General features: G+C 31.8%; 14 protein-coding genes and 4 pseudogenes. 15 read left to right on the forward strand and 3 right to left on the reverse strand.

The window, feature by feature from the left end:
• Positions 1-319: 319 nt before the first annotated feature.
• Positions 320-592 (forward strand): annotated as a pseudogene (locus DK405_RS14010) (IS982 family transposase); the annotation flags it as partial.
• A gap of 18 nt (positions 593-610) precedes the next feature.
• On the opposite strand, the pseudogene DK405_RS05035 reads toward DK405_RS14010, so the two are convergent.
• A pseudogene (locus DK405_RS05035) lies at positions 611-1,372 on the reverse strand (IS5 family transposase).
• A 1,013-nt stretch (positions 1,373-2,385) separates the two neighbouring features.
• Between DK405_RS05035 and yidC the strand changes: the two are divergent.
• Genes yidC through DK405_RS05055 form a run of 3 tightly spaced genes read left to right on the forward strand, consistent with a single transcriptional unit; the run spans position 2,386 to position 5,601 of the window.
• Positions 2,386-4,089 carry a membrane protein insertase YidC gene (yidC, locus tag DK405_RS05045; RefSeq protein ID WP_045912140.1) on the forward strand — a complete coding sequence of 568 codons (1,704 nt, stop codon included), beginning with the start codon at positions 2,386-2,388 and terminating at the stop codon, positions 4,087-4,089.
• Positions 4,086-4,712, forward strand: a complete 627-nt coding sequence (gene yihA / locus DK405_RS05050) for a ribosome biogenesis GTP-binding protein YihA/YsxC (RefSeq protein ID WP_045912141.1) — start codon at positions 4,086-4,088, stop codon at positions 4,710-4,712. Before yidC ends, yihA begins: the two co-directional genes overlap by 4 nt.
• Complete coding sequence (locus DK405_RS05055; RefSeq protein ID WP_045912142.1) at positions 4,660-5,601, forward strand: amino acid kinase family protein; 942 nt, start codon at positions 4,660-4,662, stop codon at positions 5,599-5,601. Before yihA ends, DK405_RS05055 begins: the two co-directional genes overlap by 53 nt.
• Before the next feature lie 33 nt (positions 5,602-5,634).
• On the opposite strand, the pseudogene DK405_RS05060 reads toward DK405_RS05055, so the two are convergent.
• A pseudogene (locus DK405_RS05060) lies at positions 5,635-6,293 on the reverse strand (IS5 family transposase); the annotation flags it as partial.
• A gap of 58 nt (positions 6,294-6,351) precedes the next feature.
• A pseudogene (locus tag DK405_RS05065) lies at positions 6,352-6,622 on the reverse strand (transposase); the annotation flags it as partial.
• Between the two features lie 442 nt (positions 6,623-7,064).
• Here DK405_RS05065 and DK405_RS05070 point away from each other — a divergent pair.
• From DK405_RS05070 to traU, 11 genes are all read left to right on the forward strand, one after another.
• On the forward strand, positions 7,065-8,384 hold the full coding sequence (locus tag DK405_RS05070) for a tyrosine-type recombinase/integrase (protein WP_174197574.1): 1,320 nt from the start codon (positions 7,065-7,067) through the stop codon (positions 8,382-8,384).
• Positions 8,385-8,439: 55 nt separating this feature from the next.
• On the forward strand, positions 8,440-8,775 hold the full coding sequence (locus DK405_RS05075; RefSeq protein WP_041621693.1) for a hypothetical protein: 336 nt from the start codon (positions 8,440-8,442) through the stop codon (positions 8,773-8,775).
• Positions 8,775-9,326, forward strand: a complete 552-nt coding sequence (locus DK405_RS05080) for a TraE/TraK family type IV conjugative transfer system protein (RefSeq protein ID WP_045912835.1) — start codon at positions 8,775-8,777, stop codon at positions 9,324-9,326. Before DK405_RS05075 ends, DK405_RS05080 begins: the two co-directional genes overlap by 1 nt.
• On the forward strand, positions 9,323-9,811 hold the full coding sequence (locus DK405_RS05085; RefSeq protein ID WP_064612632.1) for a hypothetical protein: 489 nt from the start codon (positions 9,323-9,325) through the stop codon (positions 9,809-9,811). Before DK405_RS05080 ends, DK405_RS05085 begins: the two co-directional genes overlap by 4 nt.
• A gap of 406 nt (positions 9,812-10,217) precedes the next feature.
• Positions 10,218-10,553: a hypothetical protein gene (locus tag DK405_RS05090; RefSeq protein WP_081420664.1), complete on the forward strand. Its 336-nt coding sequence runs from the start codon at positions 10,218-10,220 to the stop codon at positions 10,551-10,553.
• Between the two features lie 38 nt (positions 10,554-10,591).
• Entirely contained in the window at positions 10,592-11,911 is a 1,320-nt protein-coding gene (locus tag DK405_RS05095) for a TraB/VirB10 family protein (RefSeq protein WP_081420663.1), read from the forward strand.
• Positions 11,911-12,231, forward strand: a complete 321-nt coding sequence (locus DK405_RS05100) for a hypothetical protein (RefSeq protein ID WP_045912833.1) — start codon at positions 11,911-11,913, stop codon at positions 12,229-12,231. The genes DK405_RS05095 and DK405_RS05100 overlap by 1 nt, the downstream gene beginning before the upstream one ends.
• Complete coding sequence (locus tag DK405_RS05105; protein ID WP_410522052.1) at positions 12,143-14,704, forward strand: TraC family protein; 2,562 nt, start codon at positions 12,143-12,145, stop codon at positions 14,702-14,704. The genes DK405_RS05100 and DK405_RS05105 overlap by 89 nt, the downstream gene beginning before the upstream one ends.
• Complete coding sequence (gene traW, locus DK405_RS05110; RefSeq protein WP_064613148.1) at positions 14,701-15,360, forward strand: type-F conjugative transfer system protein TraW; 660 nt, start codon at positions 14,701-14,703, stop codon at positions 15,358-15,360. The genes DK405_RS05105 and traW overlap by 4 nt, the downstream gene beginning before the upstream one ends.
• A 90-nt stretch (positions 15,361-15,450) precedes the next feature.
• Positions 15,451-15,654 (forward strand): hypothetical protein, encoded by a 204-nt coding sequence (locus DK405_RS05115; RefSeq protein WP_012460825.1) that lies wholly within the window; start codon positions 15,451-15,453, stop codon positions 15,652-15,654.
• Complete coding sequence (traU, locus tag DK405_RS05120; protein ID WP_174197576.1) at positions 15,655-16,632, forward strand: conjugal transfer pilus assembly protein TraU; 978 nt, start codon at positions 15,655-15,657, stop codon at positions 16,630-16,632. It abuts the gene before it with no gap.
• Positions 16,633-16,649: the final 17 nt, after the last annotated feature.

Raw genomic sequence — 16,649 nt, forward strand, 5'->3', positions numbered from 1 at the left:
ATTTTCAAGATTTCAATGCCATTGAACATTATAGATTTATAGTAAAAGATAAAGTACCCAGAGTTTGATATAAGTAGAGTAATGGAAAGTAGTAAAAGTAAAGATTATAGCTTTTTACTCTTATGTATAATAGTGTTAAACATTATTTTTTATATTCTTCCTTACTAAAAATCCTTCCATTAACTAAAAAATATTTGCTATAGACATTATAAACGCCAGATTAGGATAAGTGAAAATATGAAATGTAGAGAATAAGAGGTATACAAAGAGAGAATGTTGAGTTATAAAAAAAGTTTAAATAAACAAGGACTAACCCAACATGAAAAAATGTATTATAACAGTATACTATTTAATAGACAATTTTTGCAAGATATACCAAGAGTGTGAGAGAAAGAGATTAATACCAAGTAGTAATCAAAGGAACAGAGATGGGAAGTTGTCCTTAGCTGAGTTATTAACAATAGCGATATATTTTTATGTATCTCAATGCAAAGATTGTAAAAATTATTATCTATATTACTTGAGTTATAAGTACAAAGGATACTTTTGCTTACCAAGCTATAGTAGAATAATACAACTGTGGCCTAGAATAGACCTCTTTCGAAACTGGTTAAGGTAGTTCAAAATTATAAATGCCAGAGATCAAATTAAAACTAAGACCGAATCTTTTACTTCTATTTCGATATTTATCAGCAATAATTTTGAACCGTTTTAGCATAGCAATAACGTTTTCATTCACAACACTTTCTTCTGCTAACCTACGATTATTCTTTTTATCATTTTTAGTTAAAGTATTTTTCTTGCTTTTTTTCTTTGGTAATTCAGAATTATTGTGAATTTTTTGTATACCTTGATATCCTGTATCAGTAATCGCTTTAACTTTAGGATGAATAAGAATTTTGGATTCCTTAAATAATCTAAAGTTATGTTTTTTGCCGTTAGAAAAATCTGTACATATTACTTGGTAGGTTTTCTTGTCTACCACTATTTGAGTTTTTAGTGTATGCCTTTTCTTCTTTCATAAATAATAGAATTTTTGTTTTTTTTATATCTTTCTATAGAAGTCTCAGTAGCATCAATCAAGACTACTTCATAATTCATATCACTCTTCATTATATCTTTACGGCCTGGAAGAGCAAAATTTGGGTGTTTAACTATGGTGTCTTCTACCCATTTTACAGCTTTATATGCTCAACTTTCACTAATCCCATAGTTCTGACATATATGGAAATAAGTACGGTATTCTCTAAGGTATTCTAAGACCATCAGCTTTCCTTAAAATATCTACCATCTTTGAAAATGTTCCCTTCCTTACTCCTGTTAATCGACGAAATTTTTCATCCTTTAACTCTTTAATCTGATCACATTTCATTATCACCTCAAATCAGATCTTTATAACACTATTCTACATCATTCTCTAGTTTCGAAAGAGGTCTATTGAGTTTCATCACTACTATTGCTAAGTTAGCAATCCTTATATAGTCATTTACAATGAAGTTTGCGTATAAAATATCCTGTTGGTAAATCTTATGATGCTATTGTCGCTTTTTTCTATACTCAAACTTCATTGTAAATGACTATACTATCTCCAAAGCCTTATGTTTCACCACTTGTACTTTGAATACTTACTTAATTAAGTGAGAGTTATAATGACTTCTCAAGTTGTGTCATTAATCTTTACAAACTCGCTGAAGCCTGCGTTCCCTGTGGTTGAAGACTTTTGGATTTTCACTAGTTTAACCTCCAATCTTCTTTTGCCTACTATGTAGTAGAATATATCGGCTTCCACTACATCTTACCTTCAGGGCTATCACGTTCACCATTTGGTTTCGGCTCGAATGTTTCACTGTCTACGCTTTACTACTGTTGCTACCTTCAGCAGCACAAAACTCGCTATATAGTGGAAGTAGCTTCTCCTTCCATAACTGGATTTTCACCAGTAAGATTAATTCACCTTATCTTGATGCACACACCATCTAATGCAATCATGTGGATCATCAAATAGCTTAGACTGGAAAAGGTATAGTAGAAGAAAGTTATATCAGAAGATGAGACTGTATAATAATTACCAAATTCGATATTATAGACCTTTAACAGCAGATAAGCTATAGGCAATGATATAAAGTTATCAGGAAAGTGCAGATAATTGCTGAAAATCCATACATTACGTTTGATAAGGCCTGTGATAGAAACTAGAGTTGAAAAAATCACCTCACAATCATCACTTGAAGCACATCTTAGTGGATGAAAGACATGGTAACATCTCTTCTATTACTGAACATATTTTGTCAATAGAGCATAGTAGCAGGACAATTTTTATTGCTTATTTTGTATAAATCCTATAGAAACAAAGTTAACTGAATCATAAAAATTAAAATTTAAGTAATGGATAGTGATAATAGGCTAAATCTTATTTTAGCAATAACTTTGTCATTGGCAATTATTTTAGGGTGGCACTTCTTTTATGAAAAACCACGCTTAATAAAAATGTCTAATGCCCAGAAAGAAAAAATAGAGTATAACAAGCGTTCTAATACTAATCAACATTTACTACATGAATCTGCATTAAAAATTAAAGATAAAGTAGATATAATTGACTATAGTACCAGAGTAAAAATTATGACGAATAAGCTGCACGGCTCAATTTCATTAAAAGGATTAAGATTTGATGACTTGATACTTGTAGGTTATAAACAAGATGTTCTAGAAAATAGTCCTGATGTTGAACTATTATCTCCTTCAGAAACAGCAACAGCTTACTTTGCTGAAGTTGGCTGGTACTGTGCTAAAAATGCAGATTCTGATTTTCCAAATAGCGATACATTATGGCAAACTGACAAATCTATACTACAAGCTAATGATACAACAACTTTTACCTGGACTAATAAGCATAATGTACAGTTTATAGTTAGTGTATCAATAGATGACAATTATATGTTTACAATTAACCAATCGATTGTTAATAACAGCAAGCAACAACTTGCTGTTCAATTTCATGGTCTAATACATCGCAATTTAGCAGAAAATGAAAATTCTGCTAATATTTTTCAAGGGCCTATAGCATCTATTGATAGTTACTTAAATGAGGTAACTTACAATAAATTAAAGGAAAAAAAACATATTGATTATAATCTCAATGTTGTTCATTGGCTAGGTATAAGTGATAAATATTGGCTAACATCTTTTATTCCTGACGTTAAATATCGTTATTCGACAAGTTTTATGTATGGTAAAGCTGGATTTGAAAAATACCAAGTTAGTTTCTTATCTCCTAAAGAAGTAGTAAATTCCGATGGCGGAAGTTTATCGGTTGTACATCATTTATTTCTTGGAGCTAAGGAAGTAAAATTACTAGACTATTATGCTGAAAAATACAATATTAAGCTATTTGACAGAGCAATTGATTTTGGTTGGTTCTATATTCTTACTAAGCCTCTTTTTTATACTTTGAGTTTTTTCTATAAATACTGTGGTAATTTTGGTGTAAGTATTTTAATTGTAACTATATTAATAAAAATAATGATGTTTAGTTTTTCTAATCGATCTTATTCTTCAATGAAAAAGATGCGCGACTTACAGCCTAGAATTCAACGTCTTCAAGAACTATATGGAGATGATAAAATTAAACTTCACCAAGAAATAATGGCTCTATATAAGAAAGAAAAAGTAAGTCTTGCTGGAAGCTTTCTGCAGTCATTAATTCAACTTCCTATTTTCTTTTCGCTATATAAGGTTTTACATGTAACTATAGAAATGAGGCATGCCCCTTTCTTTATTTGGATCAAAGATCTGTCAGCTCTTGATCCAACTTGTATATTTAACTTATTTGGGTTACTACCTTTCCATGTGCCATGGTTTTTAAATATTGGCGCTTGGCCAATTTTAACATCTGCAACAATGATGCTACAGCAAAAAATAAATCCAGCTCCTGCTGCTGATCCTGCTCAAGCTCAAGTATTAAAGTTTATGCCATTAATTCTTTTAATAGTGTTTAATAATTTTCCAGCTGGGTTGCTAATTTATTGGACATGGAATAATATATTATCCATTGTACAACAATTTATTATTAATAAGATTAATAATAAATGAAAGAAGTTATAGGTAAGAACTCAACAAATAAGTTAAAGCTTTTTAGTCTTGATGCTAAGTTTTTGCTTGGAGCAAGCCATAAAAATCAGTTCCCAGCTACAAATTTACCAGAGTTTGTATTTGTTGGTAAGTCAAATGTAGGCAAGTCTTCCTTAATTAATTTATTATGTAATAAGCATAATCTTGCTAGGGTTTCTAAAACTCCTGGCAGAACTAGAGAAATAAACTTTTTTCTAATAGCAAACAAATTAATTCTAGTAGATTTGCCAGGTTACGGCTATTCTAAAACTGCAGTAGTCACATGTAAGAATTGGGAAAAATTAATTTTAAGCTACTTAGAGGATAGAAAAAATCTGAGATTAATATATGTATTAATTGATGCTAGACGAGGTATAAAGGATAATGATCTTGCTGTAATAAATTTAGTACATCACTTTAATTATACCATGAAAATTGTTTTCACTAAGGAAGATAAGATTTCAGATTCAGAAAAAAATAGTTTAATAACTACAAGCAAAAATTTGCTTGATTATAATGATAAAATAATATTTACAAGTATTAGGAATAAGAATGGTGCGCAGGAAATTCAGTATAATATACTCAAATACTCAAAAAGAACTTAATATTAGTACTAATAATTTACAAAGTAGTAATTGTAATTTAAATCCTAAAGCAATAAAACTTTTGCTAGCTCAAAGCGTTGATCTAAAAGGAGAAACTGTAGTTATAAAACTTTCAGCGGATATAATAAATGATGATGCTCAGTTAGCAAATTTTTCTGAAAATGTTTATTTATTAACAATTTTGGAGATAAATGTTATTATTATTCATGATTATATCCAAGCCATAGACTCAACATTACAATTATTAGGATTATCTGAAGATCTGAAATATAAAAATAATATTACTAGTTATCGGACTACTCAGATTATTGAAATGGTATTAGTTGGACATATTAATCCAAAAATAGTAAGTAGTCTATGTAATGTTGGATGTATGGCAATGGGTATCTCAGGCAAAAGTGCTAATCTTATTGAAGCAAAAAAATCAGGAATATCCTATTCAAATGAGGAAACAAAATCTAAATCAGTTATTGATTTGCAATTTTCGACTAGTCCTGCAATGGTTAATCCAGAAATCTTAATTAGTTTAGAAGATGCAAATTTAGTAACTGTTATTTCGCCAGTATCAATTGGACCGAATAATTCAACATGTTTACTTGATGTAAATATAACAAGTTCAGTAATTGCAGCTAGTATGACAGCTAAATGTTTAGTGTTTTTAACTGATTTTAAGCAGAATATACAATTTCAAGATCATAGCTTATCTCAATTTAAAAAATCTTATGAAAATAATCAAAATAGTTTTATTGATCAATCTATTGTACAAGCAACTGAGGGAGCTTTAAATAATTATGTAGAGAGAGTAAGAATCATAAACTCAGCCATACCTGATGCATTAATTGAAGGTCTTTTTAATAATACTGATAATATTATAGAAGTGAAATTATAGCTACCAATTATATTAGACCTCTTTCGAAACTGGTTAAGGTAGTTCAAAATTATAAATGCCAGAGATCAAATTAAATCTGAGAGAGAATCTTTTACGTCTATTTCGATATTTGTTCAGCAATAATTTTGAACCGTTTTAGCATACCAATAACGGCTTTATTCACAACTCTTGCTCCTGCTAACCTAAGATTATTCTTTTTATCATTTTTAGTTAAAGGATTTTTCTTGCTTTTTTTCTTTGGTAATTCAGAATTATTGTGAATTTTTTGTATACCTTGATATCCTGTATCAGTAATCATTTTAACCTTAGGATGGATAAGCATTTTGGATTTCTTAAATAATCTAAAGTCATGTTTTTTACCGTTAGAAAAATCTGTACATATTACTTGTTGTGTTTTCTTGTCTAGCACTATTTGAGTTTTTTTAGTGTATACCTTTTCTTCTTTCATGAATAATAGAATTTTTGTTTTTTTTAGGTCTTTCTATAGGAGTCTCAGTAGCATCAATCAAGACTACTTCATAATTCATATCACTCTTCATTAGAGCTTTACGACCTGGAAGAGCAAAGTTCAGGTGCTTAACTAGGGTATCTTCTACACATTTTACAGCTTTATATGCTCAACTTTCACTAATCCCATAGTTCTGACCTATACGGAAATAAGTGCGGTATTCTCTAAGGTATAGCAATAACATAGGAAATATGTACAATCAGATAAACTTCGTTACGTGTTCTAAAGCCATACTAATATCTTTCAAATATTACTGGTGCTATAATTTGATTATTACAAAGTCCAGCTATCATACTGAACCTGGATTTATGTTGATAAGCTTTATTGCCATAACATCTAGTACATTTTATACTCCATCCATATTCTCTACAAGCATTATCCTCTATTCCTGACTCATCAATAAATACTAGATTTTCTTTAGAAATTTGCTTTACCTTCTTGATAAATTCATTTCTTAACACAATATCCCTTTTGGAATGAAAATGAGTTTTTTTTATAAGTGTATCCTAGTAGGTACATTTAATGTTTAAGATGATTTAACTAACAAGAAGAAATAAGTTAGATTAAGAGCTATTATGAGCTTTATACGCCTTATAAAATCTGCTATGTAGTTTATTCTCGTTTGAGTTGATACATGAATTTAACTGTAGCTGTATTAATATTATTTGTCAATATGACAATAATATCTTGATGTTAATTGCGAAAATATAACGAAATTTATGTCTAATATTTGGCTAGTTGAAGTGCTAATTTTTAATCCAACAACTTGAATTTATAGTTGATAAGCTCAGAGTAACCTTCAGTTGATAACGTAGCTTAAAAATATTTTTTATTTTTACAAAAGTATTTGCTATTAAATAAAAATCATACTTAGACTATAAGTTTAAGCTAATTTTAAAAATTAATAAGTTATTATTTAATTACTTCAATTTTAAATTAATGAAGGGTGATAAATATGCCAGTAAAAGTATTTAAATTTACACAATCAGCATTAAATGAAATAAAAGTACCAACCAAAGAAGAAAAAATAATCAAGTGTAGAGATATAATAGAAAGGAACTTACTTTGGATAATATCATATACTGGATTTAGAAGATTTTATTTAGGAATAAACATTGGTGGCATATATTATAAAATAAAAATAGGAGATTCACCAGATCTAACGGTAGCAAAAGCTAGAAAAAAGATACAGCAGTTAAAAAGGGATATTGCTAACGGAATAAATCCAATGGATGAAAGACGGAAGATAAATAAAGAAAGAAGAGAAAAAAGAGAGAAGAGGCTTAAATTAAAGAATGAACTAACATTCGGACAGGTGCATGTAAAATATACTGAATATAGTAGTCTTTATCATAAAAGTTGGAAGATAATGGCTCAAAGAGTAAAGAGGTATTCAGAATCTTTATACAATAAAAAGATATCAGAGATTACCAAAGAAGATATTCAGAAAATTTTTGATGAAATAACAGCAAGGAAACACTATGTAACAGCAAACAGTATTCTAAAACTGTTAAGCCCTATATTTAATAAGGCTATAGAGTGGGGATTAATAGATAAAAATCCTGTTCATGGAATAAAAAGGCACAAGCAAGAATCAAGATCTAGATATGTAACAAATGAAGAAATGGAAAGAGTCATGAAAGTGCTTGCAGAGAAAGAAAATAGTCAATTAACAGAAGAAAAAAAACAATTAAAGATATCAGAAAAACTGTTTTTATTTACAGCTTTATTTACAGCAGCTCGTAGTGGCAATATATTAGCAATGAGATGGGACGAGGTAAGCCTTAGCGAAAAAATATGGTGTATACCAAAAACTAAGAGTAAAAATGGTAAAACTCTATATATAGGGTTAGCTGATAAATTAATAGAAGTATTGCAAAACAGAAAACTATGCTCAAAAAGTGAATGGGTATTCCCAAGTCCGAAAGACAATAGTAAACACATATCAAGTTCAACAATACATCAAGCATGGGCTAAGATTCGAAAAAAAGCCGGAATACAGAATGTAACAATACATGATCTTAGAAGAACGTTCGCAACTTGGATGAAAAATAATGGTGAAACACTAGATACAATATCTCAAATATTAGGACATAGTAATACTAACATAACTAAAATTTATATTGTACATAGTTTAGCTAAGGCAAAAATCGCTACAAATAAAGTTGTTGAAAATATGCTGAGTATATTCGGTCCCAATGTTTGTTTAAACGAGATACTATCTGGAATCTTGCCATCATTAAGTTTTGGAGAAGAAAAAGTGACAACAACTTAGCTAAGTAGTTACTCTACATTAGATTTTGTAAATTTTTGAAAATCACAGTAGTAGAATGAGAAATCTCATGCTACAATTGCGGCTAAAGGTGATTATGCAAAATCAAAAATTATGTTGGGCATTATCGAGGCCGTTGAAGTATATGGGTTTGAGCATTGATGAATGGGGAGTAGTATTAGCTGGAGTAGCTCCAGGAATTGTACTACTAAACAGTAGGCATGCTAAATTAGGCCTAGCATTTATGGTTGGAGGAATTGCTCTATGTTATTGCTTTAAGAAATTTAAGAAGGTATCGGAGAATTTTTTGCTAAAAAGTTTTTTAGTAGCTAAAGGTTTATTGCCAGCTCCATTAGGATATTCAAGACTGCTGGGCAAAAAAGTTGGCAAATAATGAATCATCTCTTTAAGCAAAATGCTATACAAGAGCTGGTTAAATATAATAAATGCTTACTTTCAGTAACTATATTGCTAGCTGCAGCTAATATAATTGCGATAATGGCTGCAATTACCAAAGAAGAAAAGTGGTTATTAATTCCAGCAATGGAGCCTGATCGTAAAATGATGGTTTCATCAAAAAATTACCATGAAACCTATTTAAAGGAATGGGCAATTTATGTGACGAAACTCTTATTTACTACTTCTCCAAATGAGGTAGAAAGACAAATAGCAGACATGAAAGTGGCATCTAGTAATACTGAATCTTTAAATAAATTTTTTCATGATCATTTGCAATTTGTTAAAGGCTCAAATGTATCTTCAGTCTTTTTTCCAAAAAAGATTGAAGTGATAAAGGATGGAGTATTAATTAGTGGAACGCTTCGTTATTGGTTTAGCGATAGTAAAGATATAGCTGTCGATAAGACTTACCTTTTGACTTACAAGCAAACTCCTAATTACCTTTTATTGTTGACTGGTGTTAAAGAGAATGGAATAAAAAAATGAATATTAGAATTTTGAGATTTATCATAGGGTTTATTGCTTTGGTAAACGTTAATAATATATATGCAGTAGAATATGAGTTAGAAGCTGACAATTTACTTAAGCTTGAGATTTCTGATAGTGGGCCAACAAGAATTAATCTTAAAGATGAAAAAATTAATGATATTTTTATGTATCCTCAAAATGCAGCTGAAGTTGTAGTTCATGAGTCTGGATTTTTGTTTATTGTTCCACGAGAAGAAGGAAACAAGGTTTATTTAACAGTAATAGGAGAATACAAAACAATTCAGGATTTAATGTTAACTTTTACTCCAAAAACTCCAAGCCCTATAATGCTTGTTAATGCTGCTACAAAAATAGAGGAAAAGGATAATTCAAAACAAAACAATAACAATTTGTTCAGTAATGACCTTAATACAAAAGAATTAACAGCGAAACCTTCTAAAAAACAAAGTAGAAATACTAAGAAAAAAATAAAACTGGCTTAAAGTGCTAGTTTTTACTTCAAAGACTTAAAGTTCTACAAAGATTATTAATTAAAACCGCTTCAAAGTAAAATTTCACTGGTATGGAATTAACTAGCATTAGGAGAATAATGCAAAATTTACTAATAAGCAATAACAATGTTCATATGCAATTTGTTAAAGGCTCAAATGTGTCTTCACCAATTTGTTCAGTAATGATGTTAATACAAAAGAATTAACAGCAAAACCTTCTAAAAAACAAAGTAGAAATACTAAGGAAAAATAAAACTGGCTTAAAATGCTAGTTTTTACTTCAAAGACTTGAAGTTCTGGTAGGGTATCTGAAACTCGCTTCAAAGTAAAATTTCATTCAATGTGGAATTCACTAGCACTAGGAGAATAATGCAAAATTTACTAATAAGCAATAACAATGTTCATATATCAAAAAACTCGACTAAATATGCTAAACCCTACATTTGGAATACAGTGGAATAATGTAGTTGTAGGGCTGTTAATTATTATAATTACTGCTTGTGTTTTTTCTTTTGAGCCAGCATTAGCTGATACTCTTGAAGGACAGCTTAATAAAATAGACGGACTTTTTAGTGGAAAACTAAAAACAATAGGTATATCAAGCGCAACTATTTTATCATCGATTTGGGCTGTAGCACGAGGGAATATAAAGCTTGCCGGAGTTATGGTAGCAATTGGTGTTATTTTAGGATTTTACCTAGATTGGATTGCCGGTGGTATGAAAATTAATTGATAAGGTAGAAACATTAACATTCAAAAATCGGAGGAATAGTGGAACAGGATAATTCAGACAATGATAATACAAAAGAAGAAGATTTAGAGCTAAATGATAAACTAAAGGCTGAATCCGCTGTTAGGTCTAATAGCAAGTTATCAGAATTAACAAATATCATTCGTAGAAAGCCAGTAATTGCCTTAACTTTTATAAGCATCACAATAATGGTTGTTTCATATTTTTTATCTGAAAGTGGTAAAACGAAAGAATCTATAATTTTTATTGAAAATCGTGAGTCAAGAGAAGCGATTTCTGGAATAGAACAAGCTGTAGATTTGAGAGCAAAATGGACAGAAGAAATACTTAATGAAGTCAAAACATTAAAAGATAGATTTGAAAGTGTAATAGACAGCAGATATTTAGAAATTACAGCCCAAATTAATAATTTTAACCAAAAACTTGAGATATTGGAGAATCAGCCTAAGCAGAGTCTATATAATAATGATAGTGATGAATTTAGTTCTGATCTTAATCATCATATTTCAAATTCACCACATGATAACAAAACAGAGCAAGCTCCTGTACAATCATTTGTCAATCTTAGGAGAGCTGAATCTGAGCAAAAAAAAAATGTTGAGAACTATGTTACTAGCGGTAGTTCTGCTAGAGCTGTGCTACTTACTGGAGTCGTTGTAGGCACAGGAACAAACAGCTCTTCATCACCAGAACCAATTGTTCTGCAGTTGCTTGATACAGCAATTCTTTATGATAAATATAAAACTGATCAAATCAAAAAGGCAATTTTAATTGGATCCTGTAACGGAGAGATGTCCTCAGAGAGAGCTAAGTGTCGCATCGAAACTCTTTCAGTAGTCAATAACCAAGGAGATATTATCGAAAAAAAGGTAGAAGGCTGGTTGATAGGCGAAGACGGACGTTCTGGAATTAAAGGAATCGTGGTAGATAAATCGTCTAACATAGCAAGCATGGCTGCATTAAATGGAGTATTTAGCAGTATAGCTAAGTTTCTGCAATCTAAGGCTATTAAACCTGATATGCTACCAACTTTAAACTTAGTAGGAGGTCAACAACAAGAGTTTCAGATTGGAGATGCGCTTCAGTCTGGAGCTTACGCTGGAGCTAGCAATGCTTTTGATAAGCTAGCTGATTTTGCTATAAAACGAGCTGATTCTATGAGCCCAGTAGTTCTTATTGCGTCAGGTAGAGTCATAGATGTTGTATTTAAAAAAGGGTTTGACTTATGCGAGCACAAGAAGAAGCCACATAATTCAACTTATACACCATCAACTAGCAATGAAAAAGTTAATTCTCATAATCAATTTAACCAATCACAAAAGTTAGAGGAGTATTTATAATGAAGTTTTTATTATTGCTATTGTGCTGTATGAGCCTAACCAGTTTCTTTTACAGAAGTACTTTTGATTGTAAAATTCCTAAAGGGCTAAAATGTAAGTCTTTATACGAAATAAAGAATATGGTTGCTCAAGGCGCTTTTGATATTGATAATCTTGAAACATCAAAAATTAAATCAAAAAGACGTTGTATTCTATGCTACAGGCAAGCTAAAGCAGTTCAAGGCGTAGATGTTGTTAACAAGTCGCCGAAAAAACCAAAAAAATATCTTATTAATTTATTTAAATCAAAACAGAGTCAAGGTGAACGCAAGCATACATAAGGATTTTGATCGAGAAAGATTTTCTAAACATTTTGTCTATGAATCGTATGATGAGGAGACTCAGCTATTCTTTAATCGTGGTTCAATAGGTTTTGTATTGCTTGCATGGCCATTAGTTGGAGCTAGTGTTTCTGCTCAAAATGAAATTGCTGAATTTCTGAAAAGCGATGAAAATTTACCAGCTGAAAGTAGCCTTCAAGTATTGATGATTGGTAGTAATAATATAGAGAATTTTTTAAGCAACTGGCAGTCATATCGTAAAGGAGAGATATTTATTGAGTTAGCAAATAAAAGAACAGAATTTTTACGTGATCAAGCTCAAAAAGTAGGTTCTATAAAGGATGTAGTATTGTTAATTTCAGTTACTATACCTAATTTAAATGCAAATATAGATGATATGATTCGCAGACGAGATGCTTTAAAAGATACGTTTAGGTCAATTGGATTAAGCACTGAAAATGTGAATGCACAGCAATTATTAAAGTTTCTGAGAGTAATATTTGGCTGGCCTGAAGAAGAACATTCGAATATTAACCAGTATGAAATATTGTCTGAACAAATTCTAAGTGGAGATTTTTCGTTATTTGAGAATGATGATTGTGTAAATGTAAATGATGATCAAATATTTATCAGTTTAGAAGCAAGAAAGAGGCCTGCAGAGTGGAAATTATCTGCTATGGATCTGTTTTTAGGCAATGAAATGCGTCGTGATGAATATATAAAATCAAATTTCCTGATTCATTTTGGTCTGCAAATTTTACCAAATCAAGCAATGGAAAGGACTGCAGCCATAACTAAAAGAGAAGCGCTAGAAAGAAATATTAATGCAGGAATGGGCAAATTTTTTCCTGACATACAGCAAGAAGCTGCTGATTTAGCTGGTGTAGTGGCTGCTCTACAGAGCGGTGATAGAGTTGTTAATATTCACTTCAACGTTATTATGTTTGATAAAACAAAGAAAGCTAAGCAATCTGCATCGGCCTTTTGTTCGATGTTAAGACGCAGTGGATGGTATTTTGTACCATGCAAATATGATCATGTAGCCGTGTTACTAGCTGCGCTACCAATGCAGTTAGTTGAGCAAGGCCCAAAAGGTATATTGGGTCAAAATAAAACATCAGGAGTTGGAGTAGCTCTTTCTAGCTTAGGTAGAGGCATAAAAACTGTTTCTGTAGAGAGCAAAGTATTATTGCCAATAATCGGTGAATGGAAAGGTGATTTAAGTTCTCCAGGCATGTTGCTAGCTGGAAGACGAGGACAAATAATGTATTGGTCTCCTTTTGGTGGAGCTTTATTACCTGCATTAAATAAGCATGGGGTAGCTCCAAATGAGAACTTTAACCTTTGTATAGCTGGAGTTCCAGGCTCTGGAAAATCTGTTTTTATGCAAGAATTAATGCTATCTGTTCTAGGAGTTGGTGGTAAAGTTTTTGTTCTTGATTATGGAAGATCATTTAAGCGTACATGCTTGATTCTAGGTGGTAGATACATAGAATTCGACATGAAAAATCCTGTATCAATTAATCCATTTTCAGAGGTGCCAGAGGATGACAGCGCAAAGTCTATAGAAGCTAGATCGGATTTTTTATCTAACTTTCCATCCATTTTAGCTACTATGGCTGCTCCACAGTATGGAACAAGCGATTTACAACAACCAATGCTACAGAGGGCTTTGATATCAGTCTGGCAAAAAAAGGGAGCTAAAGCTGAAATCACGGATATTGCAGACTGGTTATCAAATAGAGAAGAATCATATGCTAAAGAGCTTGGAAATATGCTCTTTCCTTTTACTAAAGATGGTCAACATGGAAGATTTTTTAGCGGTAAGGCGCAATTATCTCTAAACTCTGATATTGTGGTAATTGAAACTGATCATCTACGCTCTGTACCAGAGCTATTAGCTGTGATTGTACAGATTATGATTGTTCATATTAATCAAACAATGGTTAAGGGAGATAGAAGTAGACCTTTTTTAATTATGATCGATGAAGCTTGGAAGCTATTAGCTGGAAAGCGTTCAGGAGAGTTTATTGAAGAAGCAGGTCGAATAGCTCGAAAATATAATGGATCGATTGCTTTAGCAACTCAGCAACTCACGGATTACTTTCGTCAAGAGGGTTCTGCGTCTGAAAAGGCATTTGAGAACTCATCACATAAGATAATCTTAAAGCAAAATTCGGAATCATTTAAGGCAATGCGAGCTAATCCTAAGCTTGCAGGCTTTGTTGATGAGGATTGGAAGCTGAATTTACTGCAATCTGTACATTCAAATCCTCCGTATTATAGTGAAATAGCTATTTACAGCCCTAATGTTTCTGGTGTTATAGGCAGATTAATGATTGATCCATTTACTCTACTGTTAACTTCGACGAATGCTAGAGATTATCAAGCAATAGAAGATCACATGGCTAAAGGTATGAATGTCAGTGAGGCAATTAATTATGTGATAAGAGAGCGGAAAATAATTCCATGAAGCAAGGAGTAGTAATTGGTATAGGCACATTCTTTGCTTTATTTGCTGTTGCTTATCAAGTAAGCGATATAAGGGCCAATTTATTAAATGCTGATATAGGTGTTGAGATTAAGGATTATGGGACTAGAGGGCATGTTTTTCCAATCATTGAGGAATCATTACTGGAGGTGATTATGGCTAAACTTAATGCTGCATCAAAAAGTGGATTGTTGAACCAAATGCAGCTGGAATTTCAGGAAAAAGTTAGGCAAAAAATCATGAGACCAGTTCCAGTAAAAAATTTAAGTAAAGCTACTGAAAATAAAACGCGAATATATGATTCTACCTATGTTCAAAAGGATGACATTAAGACAAAAAATGGTATAATAATAGTAAAGGGAGGAACTAAAATAAATCCTTTAGAGATAATAAATTGGGGTGAACCACTAATATTAATTGATGGAGATGATGAAGATCAGGTTGCTTGGGCAAAATCAAGAACAGGAAAGATAGTGTTAGTTAATGGAAATCCTATTGAACTAAGCAATCTATTAGGCCGGCACGTATTCTTCGATCAATTGGGTTTTTTGAGTATGAAGTTTAAAATACAAGCTGTGCCAGCCATAATAGAGCAAGAAAACACTGTGCTTAAAATTAGCGAAGTAAGCACCTATTAAAAGCATATAACGCACGTTGGAAGTTACATAATATGCTGTAAGCAGTATAACTCAATATACTATTAGATTCAACTTAAAAGAAGGTTTTATATGAAAAGTTGGAAATTACAGCAATTAGAACAAGATCTAGTTAAAATAGTTAATAATACGCTACGAGGTGAAATACAAGAGATAGTAAATCCAGGTGGTGAAACTTTATATTTAGTGCCAGGTGTCAAAGATATAGAAAATACTGCTAGCAAATTTCGAAAATATAAAAAAAAGGAAGTATACATAATCAAGAAAAGCTGGTAAGTGAAGGAACTGGTAATTTTGTTTGTGATAGTGATGTCCATAACAGCTAATAACTGTTATGCAGCTGCTGGGTGTGTTGGAAGATTTGTAAATCCTATAACAGATGTATGTTGGAAGTGCTTGTTTCCAATTACTATAGCTGGATTTAAGGTAGTAAGCAGTTCAATGCCTGATACTAATGCTTCTGGTAGACTTATATGTCTTTGTCCTAAGCCAGGGATTCCAGTGCCTATACCTGGTATTCCGGTAGGATTTTGGGAGCCAGTACGCCTTGTAGACGTTACAAAGTCACCAATGTGTATGGTAAGTCTTGGAGGTTTGTCATTTGGAACTGCTACTCAAAAAGGCATGAAAGATGAGGCTGAAGGAAGTGCTTTTTACCACATTCATTGGTATGTCTATCCCGTGATTTACTGGCTGGAAATTTTGCTTGATTTTATTTGTCTGGAAATGGCTGCAGTCGATATAGCATATTTAACAGAGTTTGATCCATTATGGAGTGATGATGCTAAATCTGCGATTTTAAATCCAGAAACGTTGTTGTTTCAAAATGTAGCTGCTTATCAAGCATGTATAGCTGATTGCATGAGTTGTAGCGCTGGTTTATTAGCAAGTGATTATGCTTTTTGGTGTGCTGGATGTCAAGGAATGCTTTACCCTTTTACTGGAACAGCTGCAGCGCATAATGGTGGAGTTGGAACATCTGTATTAATGGTAAGTAAATTTATGGCTAAGATGCATAGGCAACTGATGTTATGGGGATATTATGGTTATAAAGGCCTATGTGGTAAGTATCCTATGCCTATCATCAAGAAAAGCCAATATCGACTACAAATGACTTATCCAATTCCAGAAACAAAATCCTGCAAGAGCATAGGTCAAACAGAAGCTACATGGCAAGCCGGCAGAGAATTTCCAGTTAATGGTGAAGATTTTGGTTACTTGATTTGGCGAAAAAGAGATTGTTGTTTGCTTTGATTTATAAAGCTTGGAGA

The organism is Orientia tsutsugamushi (assembly GCF_900327275.1).
Taxonomy (GTDB): domain Bacteria; phylum Pseudomonadota; class Alphaproteobacteria; order Rickettsiales; family Rickettsiaceae; genus Orientia; species Orientia tsutsugamushi.